Origin of the sequence: Gordonia sputi NBRC 100414 (genome assembly GCF_000248055.1) — a bacterium.
In the GTDB taxonomy this organism is placed as follows: Bacteria; Actinomycetota; Actinomycetes; order Mycobacteriales; family Mycobacteriaceae; genus Gordonia; species Gordonia sputi.
In genome coordinates this window covers 26,369-50,481 of the sequence record NZ_BAFC01000016.1, presented here as the reverse complement: position 1 = coordinate 50,481, position 24,113 = coordinate 26,369, and the positions used below count along the sequence as shown (strand labels likewise).

The window sequence follows — 24,113 nt, the reverse complement described above, 5'->3', positions numbered from 1 at the left end:
CACATCTGCGGGTACGCACGGTGAGGCCGAGCAATTCATTCGACATTATCGAATGAAATGTCACACTACGCCCCGCGCGATGTGACGGGCAATACTTTCCGAAGATGGAACAGGCGAGATCTCTCCCCGGGGAGATCGCTGAGACGATTGCTGCGAGAATGTCTGGATGATTCAGTCCGTAGACCGCGCGCTCCGCGTGCTCACGGTGCTGGCGGGCGACCACCGGATGAGTCTCGGACAGATCGCGGAGAGGCTCGAGCTGCCGCCGTCGACCGTGCACGGCATCGTCCGCACGCTGCTCGCACACCGCATGGTCGTGCAGGAGCGCGATTCGGGGCGCTACCGCCTCGGACCTGCGGTTCTCACCTTCGGAAACGTGTACCTCGACAGTCTCGAACTCCGTGCGCGGATCGCGCCGTGGGCTGAGGATCTCGCACGACGCAGCGGACTCGCGGTCCGCACCGCGGTGATGTTGATCGACGACGTCGTGGTGGTCCATCACCAACCCAGACTCGACGGTTCGCGGCAGATGCCCGAGGTCGGAATCGTCATACCCGCGCATGCGTCGGCGCTCGGCAAGGCGATCATGGCGTTCGACGCCAAGCTGACCGACGACATCCTCGACGCCGACCTGCGCGACATGACCGGATCGACCCTCACCGATCCGAAGGCGCTGCGCGCAACCCTCGCCGATGTGCGCGCGACAGGACTCGCCGAGTCCGTCGAAGAGGCTGTTTTGGGTGAGTGCGAACTCGCAGCCGTCTTGACCGACCGGATGGGCGGTCCGATCGGTGCGGTCGGTGTCGTCGCCACCGCGGAGCAGTGGCCGCTCGAGTCGTCGGTCGCCTCGATGTTGCGCGACGTCGCGCGCAATACCTCGCGCGAATTGGGCGCTGCCACTTGGCCTCCCGCAGTTCAGGACGACCGCGCCACCGACAAGGACGCCTGGCGGCGGAGGTCCCGCACGGGTTGATCGGGGCAGCTCGGGTGTAGAGAATGTCAGACTCGCATGCGAACATGTGTTCTATGCGGATCGAGCGACGCGAGCGGCACGAGGCGTCGATACTGCATGCCGATCTCGACTCGTTCTACGCGTCGGTCGAGCAGCGCGACAATCCGGCGCTGCGCGGGCGGCCGGTGCTTGTAGGTGGTGGTGTCGTGCTCGCGGCCAGCTACGAGGCCAAGGCGTTCGGCGTGCGGTCGCCGATGCCGGGCCACGAGGCGCGGGCGCTTTGTCCGCGCGCAATCGTGGTGCCGCCACGCTTCGACGCCTACGTCGAGGCCAGCCGCGCGGTCTTCGAGATCTTCCACGACACCACACCCATCGTCGAGGGCATCTCGGTCGACGAGGCGTTCCTCGACGTCGCGGGCCTGCGTCGAGTGTCGGGAACACCGGTCGAGATCGCGGAGCGTCTGCGTAGACGCGTAAGCGACGAGGTGGGACTGCCGATCACCGTGGGTCTCGCGCGCACCAAGTTCCTCGCGAAGGTCGCGAGCGCCGTCGGCAAACCGGACGGGCTGCTCGAAGTGGCGCCGGGAACCGAGCTGGCGTTCTTGCATCCGCTACCGGTTCGGAGGCTCTGGGGCGTCGGGCCGGTGACCGAGGCCAAACTCCACGACGCGGGCGTCACCACGGTCGGCGGGATCGCCCGGCTCGGCGAGCGCTCACTCAAGCACATCGTCGGACCGGGCTCTGCGCGTCACCTCTTCGCGCTGTCGATGGCCACCGATCCGCGTTGTGTCGAGACCGGGCGTCGACGCTCGTCGATCGGTTCGCAGCGGGCGCTCGGCCGTCGACCCAAGAGCGAAGCCGACCTCGAGGCGACCGTCGTCGCGATCGTCGAACGCCTCGGACGTCGCCTCCGAAATGCCGAACGAGTCTGTCGCACAGTCGTATTGCGTCTCCGGTTCGACGACTTCTCGCGTGCTACACGGTCGCGAACACTGTCCGACGCCACCGACCGCACCGACGTGATCATGTCGTCGGCGCGCGGATTGCTCGACGACGCCCTGCCCGTGATCCGCGACCGGGGGTGCACGTTGATCGGCTTGTCGCTCACCGGACTCGACGAGCGCGACTCGATACAGCTCACCCTGCCGTTCGACCAACCCGACCCTGCCGACCGCCGGGTGCGCGCGGTCGAGGCGTCGAGTCCACTCAGCGGTCGTGGCGCGCACCTCGACACCGCGATGGACGATCTGAGAACGCGATTCGGCCGCGACGCCGTCACCCGCGGCGTACTCCTCGGGCGCCACCACGGCGACGACGCCCCGATGCTTCCGGACTGAACGGCAGCCCGTTTCCCGTGCGCAGAACGCGCAAAACGTGCCTTACGCGCACAAGCTTCACTGTGATCTGGACTACCCCGACACTCGATCAGTAACGGGCAACACACCGCTCGCGAACGACACGAGAAAGAGCACGGAAATGTTGGTAGCACTCGGGTTGGGCATGGTCGCCACGTTCATGTTCCTCATCATCACCAAACGCGCGACACCAGTGGTCGCGCTCATCCTGGTCCCGGTCGCGTTCGGGCTGTTCGCCGGCGCAGGCCTCAGCATCAGCGACATGATCACCGACGGGATCAAAGAACTCGCCCCTACGGCGGCGATGCTGTTCTTCGCGATCATCTTCTTCGGGATCATGATCGACGTTGGGCTCTTCGACCCCATCGTTCGGCTGGTGGTCCGGATGGTCGGGCACGATCCGGCGCGGCTGGTCGTCGGCACCGCAGTGCTCGCGATGGTCGTCTCACTCGACGGCGACGGCTCGACGACGTTCATCATCACCACCGCGGCGCTCCTACCGCTTTATCTGAAACTACGCGTCAGCCCCGTCGTCCTCACCGTCGTCGCAGGTCTCGCGAACGGCACGATGAACATACTTCCGTGGGGAGGCCCCACGGCTCGTGCGGCGAGTGCGCTGAAGATCGATACCAACGACATCTTCCTGCCCATGCTCCCCGCGCTCGGGGCTGCGCTGCTGGTCGTCCTGGCTTTCGCCTATCACCTCGGCGTGCTGGAGCGTCGTCGGATCGGGCGTCTGGAAGTCGACGACGCAGTGCTCGTGCCGCGCGGTGAACTGGTTGCCGCTGGAGTCGGCGGGTCCGGGACGACATCGAACAACCGACCAGCTCTCTCGACTGGTTCGGGCGGAACCGACTCCAGCACAGGCGATGTCGCCACGCCGTCGGATGGCGACGGGGAGTCGGCGTTCACCGGGGTTCTCGATCCGAATCGAAAGACGTTGCGGCCCAAGCTGGTCTGGGTCAACGCGACCCTGACGGTCGCCCTGCTGGCGATCCTCGGAGCCGACATCGTCGCGATCCCCGTTCTGTTCATGATCTTCGCGGCTATCGCGCTTGCCGTGAACTTCCCGCACATCAAAGATCAACAGGAGGCCATCACCCGCCACAGTTCCAGCATCGTCTCGGTGGTCGCGATGGTGCTAGCCGCTGCGGTGTTGACCGGAGTGTTCAGTGGGACCGGGATGGTGGACGCCATCGCACATTGGATGGCCGACGGGATTCCGAGCGCGATGGGTCCGCACATGGCAATCGTCATCGGGATCGTTTCGATGCCGTTGACATTCCTGATGAGCAACGATGCGTTCTATTACGGTGTGCTTCCGGTCCTCTCGGAGACCGCCTCGCGGTACGGCATCGATCCCGCAGAGATGGCACGCGCCTCGATCACCGGCCAGACCGTTCACATGCAGAGCCCGCTGGTGCCCGCGATCCTGCTGCTGGTCGCGCTCGCGGGGGTCTCACTGGCCGACCATCACAAGAAGGTCCTGTGGCGAGCAGCACTGGTATCGGTGACGATGCTTGCTGTGGGCGTCGTGGTCGGCGCGATCCCGTTCTGAGAGTTCGAACTCCAACCGCCGCACTACTGCCGACGCCTAGGCTCTACACATGCGATTACGGACGCAGGTTCTTCTGCTGCAACTGTCCGTCATCGCGGTGAGCCTCGGCGTCGGTTTCGGCGTCGTGCTCGCGGGTACCGACGACCGTAGCCGCGACGAGTACGCGCAACGCGCGCTCGCGATCGCGCAGTCGGTGGCGGCCGATCGTGAAACGGTCAGCGAGGTCGCGGAAAGCGACCGCAGCGACCTCGACGTCAGCCAACTGGCGAACGGTCCGATTCAAGCCCAGGCATCCGCGGTGCGTGAGCGCACCGGAGCGTTGTTCGTCGTGATCGCGAACGCCAACGGCATCCGGTTGTCGCACCCCGATCGGGGCGAGGTCGGGAAGCACGTGTCGACCGATCCCACCAAGGCGCTGTCGGGGCAGGCCGATATCACCACCGATCGCGGCACGCTCGGCGAGTCCGTGCGCGCGAAGGTGCCCATCATCGACGACGGTCGCGTTGTCGGACTGGTGAGCGTGGGTGTCTCGACGGCCGACCTTGCGGCAGCGACGCGTCGGGCAATCGGGACCACGGTGCTGATCGCTCTGGCGGCGCTCGCCGTCGGCGCGGTGGGATCAATCCTGCTCGCGCGTCGATGGCGTCGACTCACTTTGGGTCTCGAACCCGACGAACTGGCCGAACTGGTCCGCGATCAGGGCGCCGTGTTGCACGCCATGGCCGACGGCGTGCTCGCTGTCGACGCGACCGGTGTCATGCGCGTCATCAACGACAAGGCACGTCAGCTGCTCGACATCACTGATGAGGTCGGTGCCAGCGTCGACGATCTCGAGCTCAGCGACCGGATCCGGGCTGTGCTGCGCACCCCGACCCCCGATCCGGTCGCCGCGACCGTCGGCGACCGCATCGTGCTGGTGTCGTCGCACCGGGTCGATGTCGACGAGCGCGACCTCGGTATCGTCGCGTCGATCATCGATCGCACCGACGTCGAAGAGCTCACCCGCGAGATCGATTCGATGGGCGCGATGAGTACGGCATTGCGCGCACAGCGCCACGAGACGGCGAATCGGCTGCACGTGCTCGCCGGCCTCCTGCGTCGCAGCCACGTCGACGAGGCGCGCGCATACCTATCCGAATTGACGGGCAGCGCAGGTCATTTCGGTCTGGAAGGAATCGAGAACATCGACGAGCCGCATCTGTCCGCATTCCTCGACGCCAAGGCCTCGCACGCCAGAGAACGCGGCGTCGTACTCGGTCTCGGCGATCAGACGTGGGTGCGCGGGACGCTTCTCGATCCGATCACGGTCACGACCGTCGTCGGAAATCTCGTCGACAACGCGATCGATGCAGCAGCGCAACGCATCGGAGAGTCCGATGGCGACAACGATTCACGGCCACACGTCGACGTGGACGCGATTACGGAGGGCGACGAATTGCTGATCACCGTCACCGATTCGGGGCCGGGAATCGGATTCGACGATCCCGCAACGATCTTCTCCGACGGTGTCACGACAAAGGACGCCCCGTCGGTGCCGGGAGGACGGGGAATGGGTCTGGCGTTGTCGCGGCAACTCGCCAGGCGACTCGGCGGCGACATCGTCGTCGTCGATCCTGGTGGAGAGCGTCGGAGCGACGTTGAAAACCGTTGGGGTGGTGCGGTTATCGTTGCACGACTACCCGGCGTGTTCGATTCGACAGCGGTTGTCCGATGAGTACGCCGACGCGTGAACTCGGGGTGCTGATCGTCGACGACGACTTTCGCGTCGCCGGACTCCACGCGGCAATCGTCACCGCGCTACGAGGTTTCCGCGTCACCGCGACGGCGGGGTCGGTCGCGCAGGCGCGCGAAGCCCTCGCTTCGCACCCCGACACCGACCTGGTCTTGCTCGACGTTCATCTGCCCGACGGTTCCGGCATCGACCTCCTTGCCGAGTTGGAGTGCGACTGTTTCATCGCCGGTGCAGAGACCGATGCAGCCGCTGTGCGTCGCGCGCTGCGTGCCGGTGCCCTGACGTACCTCATCAAACCGTTCGACGACACCGAACTCGCACGACGTCTTGCCGGCTACGCCCACTATCGGCGTGCACTCGCCGCTGAGCACATCGACCAGGCGGCCGTCGACGCCGCGCTGTCGGCCATGCGCACGGGTACTCGACCCGTCCCTCACGCCGGCGACAGCGGCTCGCACACCGAGCGCACGATCCTCGACCAGTTCACCGAGGGCGAGTCGATGTTCGCCGACGAGGTCTCGGCACGAATCGGGGTCTCGCCCGCGACCGCGCGGCGCCACCTCGCGGCGCTCGTCGACAGTGGCAGGCTGCTCATGTCGCTGCACTACGGCAGTACGGGTCGCCCACGGCAGGTGTATCGGCTGCCGGGGTGAGATCTCCGGGCAAACACCCCTTCCGGGTAACACCTTGGGCGAATTTACGGTGAAGAGCCGCGCACGCGGCTTGGTGTCCGCGTAGAACTGATGGAAGGGGGAATGGACAAGAGCACCATCAAGAGTCGACGAGTTCGAAGGGAACCCGCATGACCGAGGTCTCCACCCAACAGCGCGCGTATCAGCAGGCGGATCTCGACGCCGACCTGCGATGGTGGGCGGCGGCGAATTACCTCACCGTCGCCCAGATCTATCTGCAAGACAATGTCTTGCTGCGCGAACCACTTTCGCGCGACCACATCAAGCCTCGTCTGCTCGGCCACTGGGGGACCAGCCCGGGACTCTCGGCGATCTATACGGTGCTGAACCGGATCATCAAGGAGTCCGACAGTTCGTGGCTCTACATCACCGGTCCCGGACACGGTGGTCCCGCGCTTGTCGCGAATACGTACCTCGAAGGCACCTACACCGAGGTCTACCCGAAGATCTCCCTCGACGCCGACGGCGTCAAACGTCTCTGCCGTCAGTTCTCGACGCCCGGCGGCATCCCCAGTCACGTGAGCGTGCAGACCCCGGGAAGTATCCACGAGGGCGGCGAGCTCGGATATGCACTGGTACACGCGGCGGGCGCGGCCTACGACAACCCCGACCTGACCGTCGCCTGTGTCATCGGCGACGGTGAGGCCGAGACCGGGCCACTCTCGGGTTCGTGGAAGATTCCGGCCTTCCTCAACGCCGCGCGCGACGGCGCCGTGCTGCCGATCCTTCACCTCAACGGGGCGAAGATCGCCGGTCCGACGGTCCTCGGCCGCAGTACCGACGCCGAGGTGACCGACTATCTGCACGGGCAGGGCTGGGTTCCGACATTCGTCGAGGGCGACGATCCCGCCCAGGTGTTCTCCGACCTGCGCGCCGCGATCGTGGAGGCCCGTCGTCGGGTCGGTGAGATCCAATCCGAGGCGCGCGCAGACGGCGCCGATTCGACGTTGCCCGACACCCATTGGCCCGCAATCGTATTGCGCACACCCAAGGGTTGGACCGGACCGAAAGAGGTCGACGGCAAGAAGATCGAGGGCACGCACTGGGCGCATCAGGTGCCGCTCTCGGGCGTCCGGGAAAACCCCGAACACCTCGCGATCCTCGAGGAGTGGCTGAAGTCGTACAAGCCGGAGGAGATCTTCGACGACAACGGCGCCATCGTCGAATCGATTGCCTCGCTTGCGCCTGCGGGCGATCTCCGGATGGGTGCGACGCCGTATGCCAATGGTGGTCGGTTGCTCTCGCCGCTGCGGCTGCCGCCGATCGAGCAGTACGCGCTCGACATCCCCGAACCGGGCGACGTCTCATTCGAAACGACCCGCGTTCTCGGTGAGTTCATGCGCGACATCTACACGCAGAACTCCGACGCCGACGGCGGCGGCACGTTCCGGCTCTTCTGCCCGGACGAGACGTCGAGTAACCGGCTCGGAGCGGTCTTCGAGGTCACCGACCGCGCGTGGCAGCTTCCGGTCACCGAATACGACGACAACCTCTCGCCGTCGGGTCGTGTGATGGAGGTGCTCAGCGAGCACCTGTGCCAGGGCTGGCTCGAGGGCTACACGTTGACCGGTCGGCACGGTGTGTTCGCGACCTATGAGGCGTTCGCGATGGTGAGCGCGTCGATGGTGGTGCAGCACACCAAGTGGTTGCAGCACGCGGCGACGCTGCCGTGGCGCGAACCCGTCGCGTCGCTGAACATCCTGCTGACGTCGACGTGCTGGCGAAACGACCACAACGGGTTCTCGCACCAGGGTCCCGGGCTGATCGACCTCGTGCTGCCACTCTCACCCGAGGTGGTTCGCGTGTGGCTGCCGCCGGACTCGAACTCGCTGCTGTCGATCTCGGATCACTGCTTCCGCAGCCGCGATCACGTGAACCTGATCGTCGTCGACAAGCAGCCGCACCTGCAGTACCTGTCGCTGGAGGAGGCCAACAAGCAGGCCGCCGCCGGAGCGTCGATCTGGGATTGGGCGGGCACCGAGAACGTCGAGGGCGAGCTACCCGACATCGTGCTCGCCAGCGCGGGCGACGTCCCTACGCAGGAGATCCTCGCCGCCGCGCAGTTGCTGCGCGAGTGGGTGCCGTACCTGCGTGTGCGCGTCGTGAACGTGATGGACCTGATGGTGCTGCTGCCGCAGAACGATCACCCGCACGGACTGTCGGACGAAAAGTTCAACGAGCTGTTCACCCGCGACGTCGACGTGGTGTTCGGATTCCACGGCTACCCGCGCGCGATCCACCAGTTGGTGCACGGGCGTACCCATCCGGGACGCTTCCACGTGCGCGGCTTCTCCGAACAGGGCACGACCACAACCCCGTTCGACATGGTGGTGCTGAACAAGATGAGCCGCTACCACCTGGTGATCGAGGCGCTGCGTCGCGCACGCCGCGCCCCCGAGAAGGCCGAGGAGCTGGTGGCGTACTGCAACAACCAGCTCGCCCGCCACCACGACTACGTCCGCGAACACTTCGAGGACCTCCCCGAGGTGCGCGACTGGAAGTGGTCATCCCCGAGCGGCTCGCGGGACTAGGCGCGCCGGGGTCGGGTGGACTCGGCGGGCTCGGCCGGCGGGCGGGCCTCGTCGGCCGGCGGCCGCGCGGAAAGTAGGGGAAGGGTTCTTTCCCCTACTTTCTTGGGGCGCTGGAGGTCGAGTAGTCGTGTGTTCGACGTCGCGCTGCCCCTGGCCCGACGTCGGGACGCGGCACCGGGGTGCAGGAACTAGGGGAGGCGTTCTTTCCGTGGGTTCCTTCGGTTTCTCCGCACAGCTTCTGGGGGAGAGGTCAGTAACTCGAGGAAGGGTTCTTTCCCCTACTTTCTGTCGGGGCGCACGCCCCGAGCGGTCGTGCGGTTCGACGTCGGGACGCGGCACCGGGTGCAGGAACTAGGGGAAGCGTTCTTTCCCCGGGCTTCTTCGGTTTCCCCGCGCAGCTTCTGGGGGAGGGGTCAGCAACGCGGGGAAAGGTTCCTTCCCCTACTTTCTGCGGGGGCGTTCGACGTCGAGCCGCCTAACCCCTCGCCCGACGCCGGGCTCCAGGACGCAGGAACTAGGGGAAGCGTTCTTTCCGCGGGCTTCTTCGGTTTCCGCGCGCAGCTTCTGGGGGAGGGATCAGCAACGCGGGGAAAGGTTCCTTCCCCTACTTTCTGCGGGGGCGCTCGACGTCGAGCCGCCTAACCCCCGCCCGACGCCGAGCGCCGAATCGGCCCGCGGCGCTGCCCGCCCGCGGACTAGAGTGTCCGCATGACGATGCACGTGGACGCAAGCAACCCGGACCTCATCACCGTGGACGTGCCGACGCACTGGTACAACCTCGCGGCGGAGCTCTCCGAGCCGATCCCGCCGCACCTGCATCCGGGCACCAAGGAGCCCGTCGGACCAGACGATCTCGTCGCGCTCTTCCCGAGCGGACTGATCGCGCAGGAGGTCTCGACCGAGCCGTACATCGAGATCCCCGAACCGGTGCGCGAGATCTACAAGATGTGGCGGCCGTCGCCGCTCATCCGTGCGCGACGCTTCGAGGAGTCGCTCAACACGGGCGCGCGGATCTACGTGAAGTACGAGGGCGTCAGCCCCGTCGGCTCACACAAGACCAATTCCGCTGTCGCGCAGGCGTATTACAACAGCGTCGACGGTGTCCGGAAGCTCACCACCGAGACCGGCGCGGGTCAGTGGGGTAGTGCGCTCGCGTTCGCGGGTGCACAGTTCGGCATCGACGTCGAGGTCTGGCAGGTGCGCGCGTCCTATGAATCGAAGCCATACCGCGGCTATCTGATCCGCACATACGGCGGCACGATTCACTCGAGCCCGTCGACGTTGACCGAGTCGGGCCGTGCAATTCTCGCGAAGACCCCCGACACCACTGGCAGTCTCGGGATGGCCGTCAGTGAGGCCGTCGAGGTCGCCGCCAACGACCCCGACGCCAGGTACGCGCTCGGCAGCGTGCTCAATCACGTTGTGCTGCACCAGAGTGTGATCGGTCAGGAGGCCGTCGAACAGCTCGTCGCCGTCGAACCCAATGGTGCAGACGTCGTATTCGGTTGTGCGGGTGGCGGTTCCAATCTGGCCGGGTTGGCGTTCCCGTTCCTGCGCGAAAAGATCCACGGCCGGTCGAACCCGAGGGTGGTCGCCGCGGAGCCCTCGGCGTGCCCGTCGATCACGCAGGGCGAATACCGCTACGACCACGGCGACGTCGCGGGCCTCACCCCGCTTCTCAAGATGCACACTCTCGGAATGGATTTCGTGCCCGATCCCATCCACGCCGGCGGTCTGCGCTACCACGGCATGGCGCCCGCACTGAGCCACACCGTCGAGCAGGGCCTGGTCCAGGGTGTGGCGATCGATCAGCACGACGCGTTCGCCGCGGGCGTGCAGTTCGCGCGCACGCAAGGCATCGTGCCCGCGCCCGAGTCGACGCATGCGATCGCGGCGTGCGCTCGACACGTCGCCGACAATCCTGCTGAGCAGGTCGTCGTGATCGGTCTGTCGGGTCACGGTCAACTCGACCTTCCCGCCTACGCGGAGTTCCTCGACGGAAAGATCTGAGCGTGATCACCGCGGGCGTCGACCTCTCCGCCTCGCCCGCGTCGACCGCCGTCGCCGTCGTCGAATGGCGTGAACACGACGTCGACCGTGGTGGGTTCTCGGCTGTACTCCGCGAATTGGTCACTCCCGCAGATGATTCGACGATCCGTGCGCTCGTCGACGGCGCTGATCGCTGCGGCATCGACTCGCCATTCGGGTGGCCCGACGCCTTTGTCGAGTTCGTCAGCGCTCACCATCGTGGCGACACAGCGAAGGAGTCGCAGCTCGACGACATCGCTGCACGTCGCCCGCTCGCATATCGACGCACTGATCGCTACCTGGTCGAGCACGGACTGGGCCGACCGCTCAGCGTGTCGGCAGATCAGATCGCGCACGTAGCGTTTCGCTGTGCGGGTCTGCTCGCCGACCTCGGAGTGTCGAACCGGGTCGACGGCTGGGCCGTCGAAGCGTATCCCGCTGGCGCACTGAAGCATTGGGGACTGACATCGCGCGGATACAAACGTTCGACGCATCGTGATGTACTCGCGGGTCTCGTCGACGACCTGCGAGCGGCGGCACCCTGGCTGGACGTCGGACGCCACGCTGCCCTCATGGCCAGCAACGACAACGCATTCGACGCCGTCGTCACCGCACTCATCGCACGTGCGGCGAGCCTCGGCGGCACCGCACTTCCGCTCGAAGCAGACATGCCGATCGCCCACCGCGAGGGCTGGATTCACGTTCCGACGGGCAGGATCGACGACCTGCGATGACCCGCGGGAGCGTCGGCGCACCCCGGTAGGCGCCGCGGTTCCGGTTGCCCACAGGCGCGGAATCCGAGCGTCTGGGCAACCGGAACTCCAGCAACCGGAAGTTCGTGGCCGACTACTCCGTCGACCAAGCGCTCCGCCGACCGCGCCGTTCCTACACGAGCGCCGCGGTGAGGAGCACGACGATCGTCGTCAACACCGCGGCAGCTGTCGTCATGACGGCCGCCGTGTCCGAGCGGTGCAATGGGGCGGAGTTGTCGCCGAGCACTCGGCGACGCCGACGCCCAATGACCGCGACCACGACGGAGGCGACTGCCGCGACGCCACACAGCGCATAGATCAGAGGCGACGAGCTCGGTCGCAGTACCTCGCGACCGGCGACGAGAAGCCCATTGACGAGAATCGCGAATGACGTTCTGCTCCATGCGAGGTCGGTGCGCTGCGGTTGTAATCCGGCGCGCATCGCGGGGTCGGATCGATCACTCATGGCCGCGCGACGATCAACGCCGTGATGACCGCGGCCGCCGCAATCACGGTCAGAGCGACACCCAGCACCGCGATCAGTGAACTTCTCGGCAGCGGCTGTTCGCGTCGGATCGCGTCGTCGTTCTGCTTCCACCGGATCAGGCCGCCGGCGGATACGACGACGGCGAGGAGCCCGAGAGCCAGTCCGAGTCCATACCGAAACGCGGGGTGCGTCGGATCGGGCAGGAACTGCAACGCGGCGATCGCAGCGGCGAGGAGTCCGAGCGCTGTGCGCTGCCACGCGAGGAAGGTGCGCTCATTTGCGAGTGTGAAACGGTAATCGGGCTCGCGCGCCGGCGGCGAGAAGGGTGACTCGTTCGTGGCGTTCTCAGGCACCTTCCCACTGTGGCCGATCGCCGCTGCCTATGCACGCTCGACGCTCAGAAGCGCCCGGTCGACATTCTCGAGCGCCCGGTCGACATTCTCGAGCGCCCAGTCGGCATTCTCGAGCGCACAGTCGGCAGTGACCTCGCGTCGACGGGGCGTCGCCTCGCGTCGACCGGGTAGGGACGGGGTTTGGCTAGGGTGGTCGGAACCGCGGGTAGAGGTGTAGCCGGAACCGCGGAGGAAGGTGTGCATCGTGTCGAGGTTGTATATCAAGCAGAAGGTCTTCTCGGTCGGCGAGCAGTTCACCGTGTTCGGCGAGTCCGAGCAACCGCGCTACTACGTGCAGGGCAGCTTCATGCGGGTCCCCAAGCACTTCACCGTGACTGACAGATCAGGCGCTCCGATCGCGGAGATCACGAAGACCGTGTTCAGTTTTTTGCCACGGTTCACGGTCGAGATGCAGGGCGTCGAGGTCGCGACGATCCGCAAGGAGTTCAGCTTCTTCAAGCCGAAGTACTTCATCGAGGGTGCTGCGCTCGACGTCTCCGGTGACTGGTGGGACATGACCTTCGACGTGTCGCGCAATGGCGAACGGGTCGCCAGTATTCGCAGGAAGTTGCTCAGCTGGGGCGACACCTACGAGGTCGACATCTTCGACGACGCGCTCGAAGCCATGATCATCTCGCTCGTCGTCGCCATCGACCGCGTTCGAGCCGACGCTTCCAGCTCATCGTCGGCCGCAAGCTGGTCGTCGTAGCGCGCCGGCCGTGCACGCCCACCCAGTGCAGACCTACTCCAGGTACCGGCCGAGGTACCTTTCCGCCTCCCGCGGGGTCTTGGCCTGGAAGCCGTCGCCGACGGCGCGCATCTTCCAGTCCCCGCCGCTTCGCGACATCACGGCCATGAGCACACCGGTGAACGGCATGCCGCCCCGCAGCGTGAAGCGTGCCAACTCGGCGCCGGTCGTGTCGTCGACGAGACGGCAGAAGGCGTTGTCGATCGCCTCGAAGGTCTGCCCGCGGTACGACGTCACGATGAACGCGAGATTGTCGATATGCGGTGGGACAGCCTGAAGGTTGACGCGGATCACCTCGTCGTCGCCGTCGCCTTCACCGGTCAAGTTGTCGCCGGAGTGGACGATCGAGTTGTCGCTGCTCCGAAGATGACCGAAGTAGATGGCCTCCGCGAGCGAACCGCGCGAATACATCATCACCGACGCGTCGAGGTCGATGTTCTGTGACCCGCCGCCGAAGAAGCCGCGCTTGACCGGGTCCCACCCGAGTCCCATGCGCACCAGGGTGAGCGCGACGCCGCCGTCCTTGCGTAACGTCACCTTCTGGCCCTTCACCAGGTTGACCCGCTTGTTCTTGGACAGGCTGATCTCGGTTGGCTGCGGCGGTGAGGTGGGCTGCGGCGGTGGGGCGGCCTGCGGCGGCGCGGGAGGCGGCGTGAACTGTGACGGCGGGGCGGCCGGCGCAGGAGCGGCAGGCGGAGTGGGTGGTGTAGCAGGCGCGGCAGCCGCAGGCGCGTCGTCGACCGAAACCCCGTGGTCCCGAACGAGATCGGCGAAACCGCCCGCGTAGCCCTGACCGATCGAGCGCACCTTCCATCCCGTGTCCCGGCGATACACCTCGACGGCCACGACGACGGTTTCGCTGCTCAGATCGGGGATGGTGAACGAGAATAGCTCGGTGCCCGCGGCGTCGAAGACATGCGCGACCGGCGGTGGCGTCCGACCGAACGACGACGACGCGTCGTCGAGTGTGATTACCGCGCGCACGGCGTGGATCTCCGCGGGTACTGCCGCGGGTGTGATCCGTAGCGTCTGCCGACCGGTGGTGGGCGCCAACGTGACGCCTGCTCCGGTGGGCTGGTTGTAGAAGACGAAGTCGGCGTCGGAGCGTACGCGCATGTCGGGCGTGACGAGCAGGGCCGAGAGATCAACCGGCGCAGCAACATCCACAGAAATAGTCACCTCGCCCGCGGGCAGGGGTGCGTTCTGGCCTTTCGACAACACTGTCGTCATATCGCCGTCCTTGCTTGTCGGGTCACTGCGTCCAGCAACCATTCGAGTATCTCTTCACCTGCCAGTGCACCGGACTGCGACGTGACGGTCACCGTCGGATGCTGCCAATCCAACTCGGCCAACTCGCCGTGCGCGGGCCGAATGCCGGCATCGGCGAACTGCAGCAGGTCGACGTCGAGCCTGCCGTCGCCCGCCGCGAAGACCGGGGCGCCGGCAGAAATCGAACCATCGTCGACGCACCGCCGGTAGACCTCCGCTACCGCTGCGGATTTGGTGACGGCCTCGGGCACGGCGTAGATCTTGCGACCCTGCTGCGAGGCGACCCACCCGCGCTGGGCGCACCACTGCTCCCACTCGGGCAGAAAGTGCTCGGGCTGGCGCTCGGTGTCGACGACCAGGTAGCAGAACAGGTCGTCGGCGGTGCGCAGCGTGCTCACCCAATCCTCTTCTGCCGCAACGGCCAATCGCGCAAGAACTTCATCGAGCGGTGCGGAACCGGCGGCCACGGCGCGTTCGACGCCGCTGCGCCACCCGTGGTCGTCGACGCCGTCGACGAGGATGCGGCCACCACTGCTGACCACGCTGTAGTGAGGTGTTCCTCCGGGCAGCTGAACACGGCCGAACTGTTCGGGCGTGCGGGTGGTCACCGGGACGAAGGGTGCGTGTGCACGCAGATCGGTGAGAAGTGTGATCGCCGAACTCGTCATGTACGAGAGCGGAGCGTCGCGGTAGATCTCGATGCACACGGGCGAGGCGTCGCGAAACTGCTTCTCCCCCATCGCGTCACGCGAATAGATGAGCGTGCGGTCCAGATCGCTCGCCACCAATCCGGTCACGAGTCCTCCTTGATCAGACCCATGCAGGAGTACGCGAGGTCGGCACGCACCTCGACGGGTACCCCGCGTTCGGCGGCAAGGAGTCGAATGTGGCGGTGCTCGGGTAGGTCGTTGTCTCGCACAAGAATTCGCCACGGCACGCGGCGCAGCAGTACCCGTGTGGTCTCCCCGACGCCCGGCTTGACGAAGTTCACCGACGAGAGTCCGTACTCCGCGCGGATCGCCTCCACGGACTCCCAGCCCGCCCAAGTCGGCGTCCGATCAGCGGAGTCCAGAGACGCGACGTGTGCGGCAACATCCTCGCGTACCGCGTCGAACTGCGCCGACACGACGTCGAGGAAGCGGTTCGACATGTCGTGCTCGGCAAGGTGTCGATAGAACTTGGCGCCGTGGAACTCGCCGGCGCCGATGTGGGCGGCGTTGAGAACCGTCCGTGAAATCAGTCCGGAGACAGTCGAATTCAAACATGCCGAGGCGATGAGGAAGTCGTCGCGCGTGCCGAAGGTGGTGGTGGCGAACCCGGGGTCGGCGAGAACGGCCAGTTCGTCGGCGAGGCGTGGACCACCGCTTCGGGCGTAGGCGTCGAGCGCCTCTGTCAGCTCGCACTGGATGGCGCCCTTGCCTGTCCACCCGTCGACGAATACCAGTGATCCGGGGTCGTGGCGGTCGGTGATGTGGTCGAGGGCGACCGTGTCGATGCCGCGGTCCCGGACTATCGAGATCGTGTAATGCGGTGCGGCCCAATCGTGAACATGGTTCAGCCAGCGTCTCAGGAGAATCCCGACCGGCGTGCCCGCTCGCGCGAGTGACACCAGCGTCGGTTCGCGATGACGCTCGGCGATGATCAGTTCGCCGACGACGCCGACTGCGTGTGCGAGTCGCTGCGCCGAGTCGTCGAGGGTGTCGGCGAACAACTGCTGGTATGCGGCCCCCGGCTGGTATTCGATGGGCAGCGACTCCGCGTAATGCGCTGTGCCCGATTGAATTCGGCGTTCGCGTACGGCAAGGTCGGCCTCGAGGTCGAGGTGCGAGAGGTCTTTGAGAAGCCAGGTCACCTCATCGGGTGTGTAGGAGCCGAACTCCGGGCCGCGTAGCTCGGCGTTCCGCGCTCCCTCTGTGGTGACTCGCTGAGCCGTCACGGTGCGCTCCGAGCGTCGCGCAGCGCACTTTGGCCTGTGGCGACGACTTTCGCGACGACGACGTCGTGGCCTGCCGCAGTCATCACGTCGAGCACCCCGCCCGGCGCCGTGAGGTCGGGGGTGTCGGCGGGGTCGTCGATGATCAACACGATGCGCGGAAGGTCGGGCGAGCCGTCGGGGTCGAGCAGGTTGTAGACGAATCGCGGTGTCCCCGGGTCGTGTTCGGGCGCGGTGAAGGTCAGGCCACGGCGCAGCGGATACCCGTCGACGTCGCGGACGAACGCGGGTGAGCGCGTGGTGGTCTGGAACGTCGTGGGGATTCCGGCCTGGGCCAGCCCCTCGGCGATGCAGAGCGGCAGGTACATCAGTTCTTCGTGACCCACCACCACGGTGCTCTTCGACGAGTCGAGTTCGGGCAGCAGTGCTGCCACCGCGTCGTCGACAGCGTTGGTGAATTCCTGTGTGTCCGAGCGTAGGAAGCCGTGACGACCACCCTCGGGCACATCGGTGGGCCACGGCAGCGTCACCGTGATGACCTCACCTCGGGCCCCGAGTGGGTTGAGCTCCGTCGACGGCGTCTCCCACACGGCATCGGTGAGCCCTGCCGGAAGGTCGATGCTGCCCTGCGCGAGCGACACGTACTCGATCCGAACGTCGTTGCCGGACGCGAAATCGTCTGTGGCTTGCCGATGTTCGGGTGATCGCAGGTCGACGAGTGACGCGATCACAAAGTCACGTCTGCCGGTGGCTTCATAGAGCGCGGTGATGGCCCGTAGCGCGGTTGCCCCGGTGGAGATCTCGTCGTCGACGAGGATCAACGGACTGTCGGGGTCGGCGGACAGCACGTCGATCGAACTCGGCTGCAGCAGATGGGTTGTCGCGTGCGAATGGCCCTCTTCGAACGATCCGACGGTGAGCGCGCCCGGTGGGCGCCGACGGGTGGAGTGCAGGTACGCGTGGGCATCGAGCGCATGGAAGACGCAGTGACCCAGACCCGTTGCCGTCTCCGCGAACCCGAGGACCGTCGACTTCTCGGCCGCGTCGGCGCCGATGCGGTGGCGGACGAGCGCTGCGAGGTCGTCTGCGGCCCGTCGGACACGTTCGGGCGGGGTGGGGATGTGTTTGCCGAGGACCGTCGACACGAGCAGGTGTGCCCGCCTGCGATTGCGGCGCAGACCGAGGACGACGAGTTCGTCCATGCTCCAACCGGATTGAGCGTCGACAGTCGTGTCTGCGATTCTCACCCCGAACGTGTCGGCGACCCAGCTGCTCGGGGCGCCCGCGGAGTCGAAGGCGCGCGCTGCGCGTGAACTGGTAGTTGTCACGAGAGATCCATCGCGGTGAGGAGGTCGACGAAGCCGACGCCGGGGTGGGTGACCCCGAACACGGCGGCCCGGTCGATCACGCGCGACGCCCAATTGCGGTGTGGCTTGGACTCATTCATCTTGTTCCGATACGTCGATGCCTGCACGCCGCCGGCATCTGCGGCGAGGATGTCGAGTGCGTCGTGGTACTCCTCGTGGGTCACCGCGCTGAGTGCGTGCACCGCGGCCGCATGGGTCGGGTGGATCACGGTCTTGCCATGCATACCGTTCGCACGATCGAGCGCGATCTCCCGCAGCAGACCGTCGAGGTCTTTGCGTACCAACTGGCTGCGAAACCACACGGCACCCTGCTCCTGGAACGGGGTCTGCCGAAGCGATGGCTTGAACAGTCGCTCGTGATCGGCGAAGTACTCCCAGACCGGTCCGGTGACGATGTGCCCGGCGGAGTCGCATCGTCCCAGCCGGTTGATGATCGAGGCGATCGCGTCGGCTGCGACGCGGACGTCGTAGATGGTCAGGTCGCGGTCGCGGCGGATGCCGAACAGTCCGCACATGTCCGTCGCGCCGATGCGGATGGCGAGCACCCGAGATCGATGCTCGTCGACCGCGTCGGCGATCACCGACAGGTGGTGTTCGCGACTCTCGCGGTGAACGATCCCCGCGGACTCGAGTACCGGCATTGCCCAGAAGTGCCTACCGGCCCGAATACCGGCCTCCCGCACCGCAATCAAGAACTCGTGTGCGTTCTCGGCGTCGAATTTCGGGCATACGAATCCCATGAGCGAGTTCGTCGCGCCGAGCGCCTCGCTGATCGTCGCGATCTGATCGGCCGAGCGGACGCGAACGAACAGCATCATCTCGGCCGCGGCAGTCGAATCGAGTCGACGCAGGGCGTCCACAGCGCTTTCGATGGCGGCGGCCTGATCACCGTCGGCGATCGCGTCTTCGAGGTCGATGACCATCGACACGACGCCGTCGGCGTGGCGGCGTGTGATCACCTCGGCGAGGTCGGGACGCGTCGCGGGCACGTAGAGGGTGGCGCCGAGCGCGATGGCGAGACGGTCGGTGGACCAGGACGTGGAGACCGGCGACGGTTGCGCGACGAACAATCGTTCCCGCGTCGACGCAGGGAGATGACGAAAGTGCCTGGCGCCGTTGCCTGCCCGACTCGCACTCGGCGCATCGGTTGTGAGTGTCATCGCCTGGCCACCTGCCCCCTCATCCGCTCGACGATCTCGACGATGCGGCGCTCAATCTCGGTCAACTCCGTGGAATACGTCCAGTAGTCGGGATGTACCCGGTCGAGGGCACTCCGTGAACGGACAATTCGGTCGGCCTGAGCATCGAGCACTGAACCCCATTCGTCAACCAGAGCGTTATCGACGGCGAAGTGTTGCGCGTCTCGCAGGCGGAATCGCACGCGCTGTTCGAGGGCCCCGGGGTCGGCGCGCACCTCTCGCAGACCACGCAACCTGTCGGCGACCGCATCCACGGCCTGCTCTGCACCGTCGAGTTCGTCTCGCGCTGCTTGCGCCTCGCTGATGGCGAGGTCAGGGGCGTCGGACAGGTGCGATCGGGCCTGTGCCAATCGGTGATCGGCGGCGTCGAGGAACCGGGAGTAGACCTGCTCATTGTCTTGCAGATCGAGCGAGCACTCGAGGCTGAACTCTCTGCGGAGGGTCGAGAGTTCGCCGGGCATGCGCTCCGCGCGGGTCACGATCCCGCTGCGGCGTGTGTCGACCGAGCGGATGACCCGCTGGCCGCGCTCGGTGAGCGACGGCGCATCGGCGAGCGCGTCCTCGAGCGACTGGCGGGCGGCCAGCACGCGTTGAGCGGCTGCCCGCCTCGCGAGCAGGCCCGACGCCGTGCGCTGTTCGGTCAGCGCGGCGTCGAACCTCTCGGTGGCGAGGCGAACGCTGTGCAGCGTCGTGAGGGATGCCGGCGTTTGGGCCAACACCCCGCGCAGCTGCGTCGCCGCGACCTGGGTCTGACGTTCGAGGGATGCGACCTCGTCGACTGCACGCGACGCGCGGCCGAGTTCGGCGGAGTTGGCGGCGGCGAAACGCTGCATCTCGACCTGGAGTGACCGCAACGCGTCTGTGCACCGCGCGAGTTCGCCCCGCGCGGGCCGTGGTGAGTTCGAGAGCTCGAGGTAGCCGCCGGTCGCCTGGGAGTAGCGCTCCCGCAATGCATTCCACTCGTCCCGCAGCCGCGTTCGTGGGTCGATCTCGTGAGCCGTGGCGACCGCGCCGTCGATGCTGCTCAGTGTTTGCTCTGACTCGAGGAAGGCTGTGGTCATCTGCTGGACCGACGCCGCGGTGTCGGCGGGCATGCCTGAGCTGCCACGCTCTCCCCGCTGCCAGAACCTACTGCCCACCGTCTGATGCTATCGACTAGTTTCGTCAGGGTACGACGGGAGGATAAACGTGCAACTGGTACAGCGATCCAAGCGGGTGATCGAGGCGCGACTGAACAACACCTCGGTTCGCGCGCTCTCCGGTTCGATGGTCGCCTACGAGGGCCAGGTCAGTTTCAAATCCGCGGGGTTCGGCGGTGGCGACGGACTCGTCGCCGGGATCAAGCGTCGGGCAACCGGCGAATCCCTGTCACTCATGGAGGCCGGCGGCACCGGCGTCGTCTACTTCGCGCACAACGCCGCGGAGACGACGATCATCGAACTGAGCGGTGAGACGCTGCAGGTGGAGTCGCAGCAACTGATGGTGCTCAACGGCAACCTCCAGACGAACGTCACGTTCGCGGGCATGCACGGCGCGACAAGTGGCCAAGGACTGTTCACCACGACGGTCAGCGGAACAGGCCAGGTCGGCATCGTGTCGAACGGTGGTCCGCTGATTCACCTCGAGGTCTCGCCGCAGTATCCGCTGATCGTCGACCCCGACGCGTTCGTCTGTGCGCGTGGCGCGCTCTCGCAGTCGTTCGTGACCGATGTGTCGTGGCGTTCGGCCATCGGGCAGGGCAGTGGCGAAGCGTTCTCGCTGCGTTGGGACGGAACCGGCGTGGTGTCGATCCAGCCGGCGGAACGGTAGGCGGAGCATGTTCACCAAGGTCAACAGCAAGGTCGTGTCGGTCGACGTCGCGCAGTCCGGACCGGTGGTCGCCCGCAGAGGGGCGATGCTGTTCTACACGGGCGACGTGCGGTTCGCGCCGCATCAGATCGCCGGTGTCGGGCCGGGATCGGGCGGGATGTCGGGGATCGGCGGCGCGATCGGACATCGACTCGCAGGCGAACACGAGTCGACGCTCCTCGCCAGCGGACAGGGAGTCGTGCACTTCGGGTTCCGGGGGATCGAGGTGGAGATCGTCGACGTCGGCAGGGTCGGCGGCTTGATCCGGGTCGAAGCGTCACGCACGCTCGCCTACACGTCCGGCCTGCAGGCGTCCGTGGTGTCGGTGACCGCTCAGGGTGGCGGCGGAGGCGGTGGTGGCGGACTGTTCGGTTCGCTGCGGTCCGCCGCTGCGGGCGCGGTGACAGGCCAGGGCATGTTCACCACCCAGCTCTCCGGTCAGGGCCAGGTGGTGATCCTAGGCCACGGCGGCGTCTTCGAACTCGGGGTCGCCCCCGACCGTCCGCCCGTCACCGTCGATCCCCAGGCGTATGTGGCGGCTGCGGGACAGGTGACCACCACGCTGACGTCGAACGTGAGTTGGCGCAACGTCGGCCGAACCGGTGGCGAAGCACTGCAATTGCAGTGCGCGGGGCAGGGAACCGTGTACGTACAGGCGTCCGAGGAGAAGTTGTGAGCGCACTCAACACCGTGTGGAATCCGATGTCGTTGCCTGTGGACGACAACATCGAGGGCAACGACTATTCGTTCTGCATCGACCTCAACGCCCCATGGTTCATGTCGAAGGGCGCGATGATCGCGTTCTACGGGCAGATGAAGTTCACCTCACTGCAGCACGGATTGAACGGCCAGCTCCTCCACATGGTGGCCCAACAGTTCTCTGCACCTTTGTATCTCGGCGACTACGTGGTGGCCGAGGGGCACGGGAAGCTGATCATCGGCGACCGCGGGTACAACATCAATTCCTACGACCTCGACGACGGCAACCTGACGATCAGGGCCGCGAATCTCCTTGCGTTCCAACCGCAACTGGCGTTGAAGCAGTCGATCGTGCCCGGCTTCCTCACCCTGATCGGCACCGGAAAGTTCCTCGCATCGTCGAACGGCCCGGTCATGTTCGTCGAACCTCCGGTGCGGGTCGACCCGGAAGCGCTTGTGGGCTGGGCAGATTGCCCGTCGCCGAGCCATCACTACGATCAGTCGTGGGTCACCGACCTCATCGGGGCAACCGCACACCGGATGGGCGTGCAGTCGGGCGAGGAACAGCAATTCGACTTCACCGGCAACGGAACGGTTCTCGTGCAGTCGAGTGAGAAGGTTCGCAGCGACTTCTCCATTGTCCGCACCATTCAGGGACAGCTGCCCGGGCTCTCGACGTCGGGTCTGCAACAGATCAACCAACAGGTCTCCCGGCAGTTGGGGCAGCAGCAGGGCTGAGGCGCGGCTGTTGCGGACCTACCGCATAGAACACCAGAACCCGGTTGCGACAACGAATGTCGTCGCAACCGGGTTCTCGTTTATGTGCGGGCTACTTGCGGCCCGCTGTCCAGTTCATCCCGAAGCCGTAGGTCTGGTCGATGTCGCGTTGTGCGCCATGGATATACCGCACCTCGCGGTTGACGCTCAGCTCGCCGCCGTTGCTGGTGAGCATGGCGATGGCACACGAGACCGCGCGGTCGTCCGCGGAATCCAAGCGAACCTCGACCTGCGGTCCGGAACTCGGGAAGAGCGTCACCACGCCGTTGGCCGACGACCAGTTGGGCGTGCCCTTGTAGATGTAGGCGAAGATCAGGATTCGACGGAAGCGTCCGATGTCGGAGAGATTGATGTGCAGGTTCTCGCCGCCGGTGTTGCTTCCGCTGCGATCGTCGCCGTCGAGGAATATGTAGGGCGCGCGATCGAGCGAACCGAACGAATTGCCCAGCGCCTGCACGACGCCCTTGCTGCCGTCGGCGAGCTCGTACATGGCCCCGAGGTCGAGGTCGACGCCCGCCGAACGCTTGAAAAACCGACCTCCACCGGAACCCTGTTCCCAGTTGAGGTTGACGCGCATATTCCCCTGGCCGTCACCCCTTTTGGCGAGCGACACCGTCGGGGTCGACTTGCTCAGCGTCACCTTGTTCATGTTGACCGTCATCGGACTTTCCTTCCGGGGTGGTCGAGCCGTCGGTGCTCGAGCTGGCGTTCTCTGTGTCTTCGTCGGGGTGGTTGCGGCGTCGAATGATGCTGGAGATCAAAGCCGCGAGGATGAGCACCACGCCGACCAGGCCGGTGACCACTTCGGGGACGTGGGTGCCGATCGAATACATGAGGATCAGCGCCAGGGCGCCGATCGCCCAGTGAGCGCCGTGCTCGAGGTAGACGTACTCGCTGAGCGTGCCCTTACGGACGAGGAAGACGGTCAGCGAACGCACGAACATCGCGCCGATGAAGCCGAGGCCCAACGCGATGATGATCGGGTCGGCGGTGATGGCGAATGCTCCGATGACGCCGTCGAACGAGAACGACGCGTCGAGCACCTCGAGGTAGAGGAAGAGGAAGAAGCCTGCCTTGCCTGTCGCCTTGGCGAGCTCGCTCGGACCCGAGCGCGGAAGTGATTCCGATTCGGCGTCGTCTTCGAGTTCCTCCGGGGCGTTGAACAATTCGCCGAGCCCGTTGACCAGGATGTAGGTGATCATGCCGAGGACGCCGGCGAAGAGCACCGTCGAACGTTCGTCGTCGGGTGCGATCCACTCAGCGGTGATGACGAGGATGACGACGGCGACGACAACGGAGAGTTGATCGAGCTTGCCGATGCGTTCGAGCGGACGCTCGATCCACCGCAGCCAGTGGAGTTCCTTCTCCTCGAAGATGAAGCCGAGGAACAGCATCAGCAGGAACATGCCGCCGAACGCCGCGATCTGTGGGTGCGCGTCGGTGATGATCTGCTCGTAGGTCGGGGAGCCGTCGGTCGGCGGGTTGAGCGCGAGACGCAGCGCCTCGACGGGATTCAGCTTGGCGCTCAACCAGACGATCACGAGCGGAAACACCAGCCGCATGCCGAAGACCGCGATCAGCACACCGATGGTCAAGAAGATCTTCTGCCAGAACGCGCTCATACGTCGCAGCACGGTCGCGTTGATGACCGCATTGTCGAAGGAGAGCGACACCTCGAGGATGCCGAGGATGAGTGTGAGGAACAGGGCGGTCGGGCCGCCATAGATGAATGCGACCACCAACGAAACGATCGTGATGGCGATGGACAGTCCGAATATTCGGAAGATCACGGTG

Annotated in this window: 23 protein-coding genes; 12 read left to right on the top strand and 11 right to left on the bottom strand. The window is 65.9% G+C overall.

The window, feature by feature from the left end:
• Positions 1–166: 166 nt before the first annotated feature.
• The 8 genes from GOSPT_RS02210 to GOSPT_RS02175 all read left to right on the top strand — a co-directional run bounded on the left by GOSPT_RS02210 (position 167) and on the right by GOSPT_RS02175 (position 11,582).
• Positions 167–973: an IclR family transcriptional regulator gene (locus GOSPT_RS02210; protein WP_005202482.1), complete on the top strand. Its 807-nt coding sequence runs from the start codon at positions 167–169 to the stop codon at positions 971–973.
• A 53-nt stretch (positions 974–1,026) separates the two neighbouring features.
• Positions 1,027–2,289 (top strand): DNA polymerase IV, encoded by a 1,263-nt coding sequence (gene dinB, locus GOSPT_RS02205; RefSeq protein ID WP_005202465.1) that lies wholly within the window; start codon positions 1,027–1,029, stop codon positions 2,287–2,289.
• Positions 2,290–2,428: 139 nt separating this feature from the next.
• Positions 2,429–3,865, top strand: coding sequence for a CitMHS family transporter (locus tag GOSPT_RS02200; RefSeq protein ID WP_005202463.1), 1,437 nt, complete (start codon positions 2,429–2,431; stop codon positions 3,863–3,865).
• 49 nt (positions 3,866–3,914) lie between these two features.
• Positions 3,915–5,579 (top strand): sensor histidine kinase, encoded by a 1,665-nt coding sequence (locus GOSPT_RS02195; protein WP_005202461.1) that lies wholly within the window; start codon positions 3,915–3,917, stop codon positions 5,577–5,579.
• The gene (locus tag GOSPT_RS02190; RefSeq protein ID WP_005202459.1) at positions 5,576–6,250 is read left to right on the top strand and encodes a response regulator; all 675 of its coding nucleotides are present in this window, start codon (positions 5,576–5,578) and stop codon (positions 6,248–6,250) included. The genes GOSPT_RS02195 and GOSPT_RS02190 overlap by 4 nt, the downstream gene beginning before the upstream one ends.
• A gap of 149 nt (positions 6,251–6,399) precedes the next feature.
• A complete protein-coding gene (locus GOSPT_RS02185) occupies positions 6,400–8,820 on the top strand; it encodes a phosphoketolase family protein (RefSeq protein WP_005202458.1) in 2,421 nt (806 codons plus the stop codon).
• A gap of 708 nt (positions 8,821–9,528) precedes the next feature.
• A complete protein-coding gene (locus GOSPT_RS02180; RefSeq protein ID WP_005202456.1) occupies positions 9,529–10,830 on the top strand; it encodes a TrpB-like pyridoxal phosphate-dependent enzyme in 1,302 nt (433 codons plus the stop codon).
• 2 nt (positions 10,831–10,832) lie between these two features.
• Complete coding sequence (locus GOSPT_RS02175) at positions 10,833–11,582, top strand: DUF429 domain-containing protein (protein ID WP_005202454.1); 750 nt, start codon at positions 10,833–10,835, stop codon at positions 11,580–11,582.
• 151 nt (positions 11,583–11,733) lie between these two features.
• Here the strand turns inward: GOSPT_RS02175 and GOSPT_RS02170 are convergent, their stop codons facing one another.
• Genes GOSPT_RS02170 through GOSPT_RS23525 form a run of 3 tightly spaced genes read right to left on the bottom strand, consistent with a single transcriptional unit; the run spans position 11,734 to position 12,683 of the window.
• Positions 11,734–12,066 carry a DUF202 domain-containing protein gene (locus GOSPT_RS02170; RefSeq protein WP_005202452.1) on the bottom strand — a complete coding sequence of 111 codons (333 nt, stop codon included), beginning with the start codon at positions 12,064–12,066 and terminating at the stop codon, positions 11,734–11,736.
• Positions 12,063–12,440, bottom strand: a complete 378-nt coding sequence (locus tag GOSPT_RS02165) for a YidH family protein (protein WP_005202450.1) — start codon at positions 12,438–12,440, stop codon at positions 12,063–12,065. Before GOSPT_RS02165 ends, GOSPT_RS02170 begins: the two co-directional genes overlap by 4 nt.
• A 27-nt stretch (positions 12,441–12,467) precedes the next feature.
• A complete protein-coding gene (locus GOSPT_RS23525) occupies positions 12,468–12,683 on the bottom strand; it encodes a hypothetical protein (RefSeq protein WP_141630780.1) in 216 nt (71 codons plus the stop codon).
• A 1-nt stretch (position 12,684) separates the two neighbouring features.
• Here GOSPT_RS23525 and GOSPT_RS02160 point away from each other — a divergent pair, with 1 nt between their 5' ends.
• The gene (locus tag GOSPT_RS02160; RefSeq protein WP_039854418.1) at positions 12,685–13,188 is read left to right on the top strand and encodes an LURP-one-related/scramblase family protein; all 504 of its coding nucleotides are present in this window, start codon (positions 12,685–12,687) and stop codon (positions 13,186–13,188) included.
• Positions 13,189–13,221: 33 nt separating this feature from the next.
• On the opposite strand, the gene GOSPT_RS02155 is transcribed toward GOSPT_RS02160, so the two are convergent.
• From GOSPT_RS02155 to GOSPT_RS02130, 6 genes are read right to left on the bottom strand one after another with little or no spacing between them, the layout of a single operon-like run.
• The gene (locus GOSPT_RS02155; RefSeq protein ID WP_039854400.1) at positions 13,222–14,457 is read right to left on the bottom strand and encodes a TerD family protein; all 1,236 of its coding nucleotides are present in this window, start codon (positions 14,455–14,457) and stop codon (positions 13,222–13,224) included.
• The gene (locus tag GOSPT_RS02150) at positions 14,454–15,293 is read right to left on the bottom strand and encodes an HAD family hydrolase (RefSeq protein ID WP_005202446.1); all 840 of its coding nucleotides are present in this window, start codon (positions 15,291–15,293) and stop codon (positions 14,454–14,456) included. The genes GOSPT_RS02155 and GOSPT_RS02150 overlap by 4 nt, the downstream gene beginning before the upstream one ends.
• Positions 15,290–16,432 (bottom strand): cysteine protease StiP family protein, encoded by a 1,143-nt coding sequence (locus GOSPT_RS02145; protein WP_005202445.1) that lies wholly within the window; start codon positions 16,430–16,432, stop codon positions 15,290–15,292. The genes GOSPT_RS02150 and GOSPT_RS02145 overlap by 4 nt, the downstream gene beginning before the upstream one ends.
• A complete protein-coding gene (locus tag GOSPT_RS02140) occupies positions 16,429–17,757 on the bottom strand; it encodes a phosphoribosyltransferase family protein (protein WP_005202444.1) in 1,329 nt (442 codons plus the stop codon). The genes GOSPT_RS02145 and GOSPT_RS02140 overlap by 4 nt, the downstream gene beginning before the upstream one ends.
• Positions 17,754–18,956: an HpcH/HpaI aldolase/citrate lyase family protein gene (locus GOSPT_RS02135; RefSeq protein ID WP_005202443.1), complete on the bottom strand. Its 1,203-nt coding sequence runs from the start codon at positions 18,954–18,956 to the stop codon at positions 17,754–17,756. The genes GOSPT_RS02140 and GOSPT_RS02135 overlap by 4 nt, the downstream gene beginning before the upstream one ends.
• A complete protein-coding gene (locus GOSPT_RS02130; protein WP_245548677.1) occupies positions 18,953–20,134 on the bottom strand; it encodes a hypothetical protein in 1,182 nt (393 codons plus the stop codon). The genes GOSPT_RS02135 and GOSPT_RS02130 overlap by 4 nt, the downstream gene beginning before the upstream one ends.
• 49 nt (positions 20,135–20,183) lie before the next feature.
• Here GOSPT_RS02130 and GOSPT_RS02125 point away from each other — a divergent pair, with 49 nt between their 5' ends.
• Genes GOSPT_RS02125 through GOSPT_RS02115 form a run of 3 tightly spaced genes read left to right on the top strand, consistent with a single transcriptional unit; the run spans position 20,184 to position 22,280 of the window.
• Positions 20,184–20,804, top strand: a complete 621-nt coding sequence (locus GOSPT_RS02125) for an AIM24 family protein (RefSeq protein WP_005202429.1) — start codon at positions 20,184–20,186, stop codon at positions 20,802–20,804.
• Positions 20,805–20,811: 7 nt separating this feature from the next.
• On the top strand, positions 20,812–21,519 hold the full coding sequence (locus tag GOSPT_RS02120; protein WP_005202427.1) for an AIM24 family protein: 708 nt from the start codon (positions 20,812–20,814) through the stop codon (positions 21,517–21,519).
• Positions 21,516–22,280, top strand: coding sequence for an AIM24 family protein (locus GOSPT_RS02115; protein ID WP_005202426.1), 765 nt, complete (start codon positions 21,516–21,518; stop codon positions 22,278–22,280). Before GOSPT_RS02120 ends, GOSPT_RS02115 begins: the two co-directional genes overlap by 4 nt.
• Positions 22,281–22,371: 91 nt before the next feature.
• Here GOSPT_RS02115 and GOSPT_RS02110 read toward each other — a convergent pair whose 3' ends face one another.
• Together GOSPT_RS02110 and GOSPT_RS02105 are read right to left on the bottom strand one after the other, a co-directional pair.
• Positions 22,372–22,980 carry a TerD family protein gene (locus tag GOSPT_RS02110; RefSeq protein ID WP_005202425.1) on the bottom strand — a complete coding sequence of 203 codons (609 nt, stop codon included), beginning with the start codon at positions 22,978–22,980 and terminating at the stop codon, positions 22,372–22,374.
• Positions 22,910–24,109: a DUF475 domain-containing protein gene (locus GOSPT_RS02105; protein ID WP_005202424.1), complete on the bottom strand. Its 1,200-nt coding sequence runs from the start codon at positions 24,107–24,109 to the stop codon at positions 22,910–22,912. The genes GOSPT_RS02110 and GOSPT_RS02105 overlap by 71 nt, the downstream gene beginning before the upstream one ends.
• Positions 24,110–24,113 lie beyond the last annotated feature (4 nt).

Coding starts and splice junctions, on each gene's coding strand:
- GOSPT_RS02195 (WP_005202461.1), top strand. CDS start 3,915: ATGCGATTACGGACGCAGGTTCTTCTGCTGCAACTGTCCGTCATCGCG.
- GOSPT_RS02120 (WP_005202427.1), top strand. CDS start 20,812: ATGTTCACCAAGGTCAACAGCAAGGTCGTGTCGGTCGACGTCGCGCAG.
- GOSPT_RS02180 (WP_005202456.1), top strand. CDS start 9,529: ATGACGATGCACGTGGACGCAAGCAACCCGGACCTCATCACCGTGGAC.
- GOSPT_RS02190 (WP_005202459.1), top strand. CDS start 5,576: ATGAGTACGCCGACGCGTGAACTCGGGGTGCTGATCGTCGACGACGAC.
- GOSPT_RS02170 (WP_005202452.1), bottom strand. CDS start 12,066: ATGAGTGATCGATCCGACCCCGCGATGCGCGCCGGATTACAACCGCAG.
- GOSPT_RS02185 (WP_005202458.1), top strand. CDS start 6,400: ATGACCGAGGTCTCCACCCAACAGCGCGCGTATCAGCAGGCGGATCTC.
- GOSPT_RS02135 (WP_005202443.1), bottom strand. CDS start 18,956: ATGACACTCACAACCGATGCGCCGAGTGCGAGTCGGGCAGGCAACGGC.
- GOSPT_RS02210 (WP_005202482.1), top strand. CDS start 167: ATGATTCAGTCCGTAGACCGCGCGCTCCGCGTGCTCACGGTGCTGGCG.
- GOSPT_RS02200 (WP_005202463.1), top strand. CDS start 2,429: ATGTTGGTAGCACTCGGGTTGGGCATGGTCGCCACGTTCATGTTCCTC.
- GOSPT_RS23525 (WP_141630780.1), bottom strand. CDS start 12,683: ATGCACACCTTCCTCCGCGGTTCCGGCTACACCTCTACCCGCGGTTCC.
- dinB (WP_005202465.1), top strand. CDS start 1,027: ATGCGGATCGAGCGACGCGAGCGGCACGAGGCGTCGATACTGCATGCC.
- GOSPT_RS02110 (WP_005202425.1), bottom strand. CDS start 22,980: ATGACGGTCAACATGAACAAGGTGACGCTGAGCAAGTCGACCCCGACG.
- GOSPT_RS02155 (WP_039854400.1), bottom strand. CDS start 14,457: ATGACGACAGTGTTGTCGAAAGGCCAGAACGCACCCCTGCCCGCGGGC.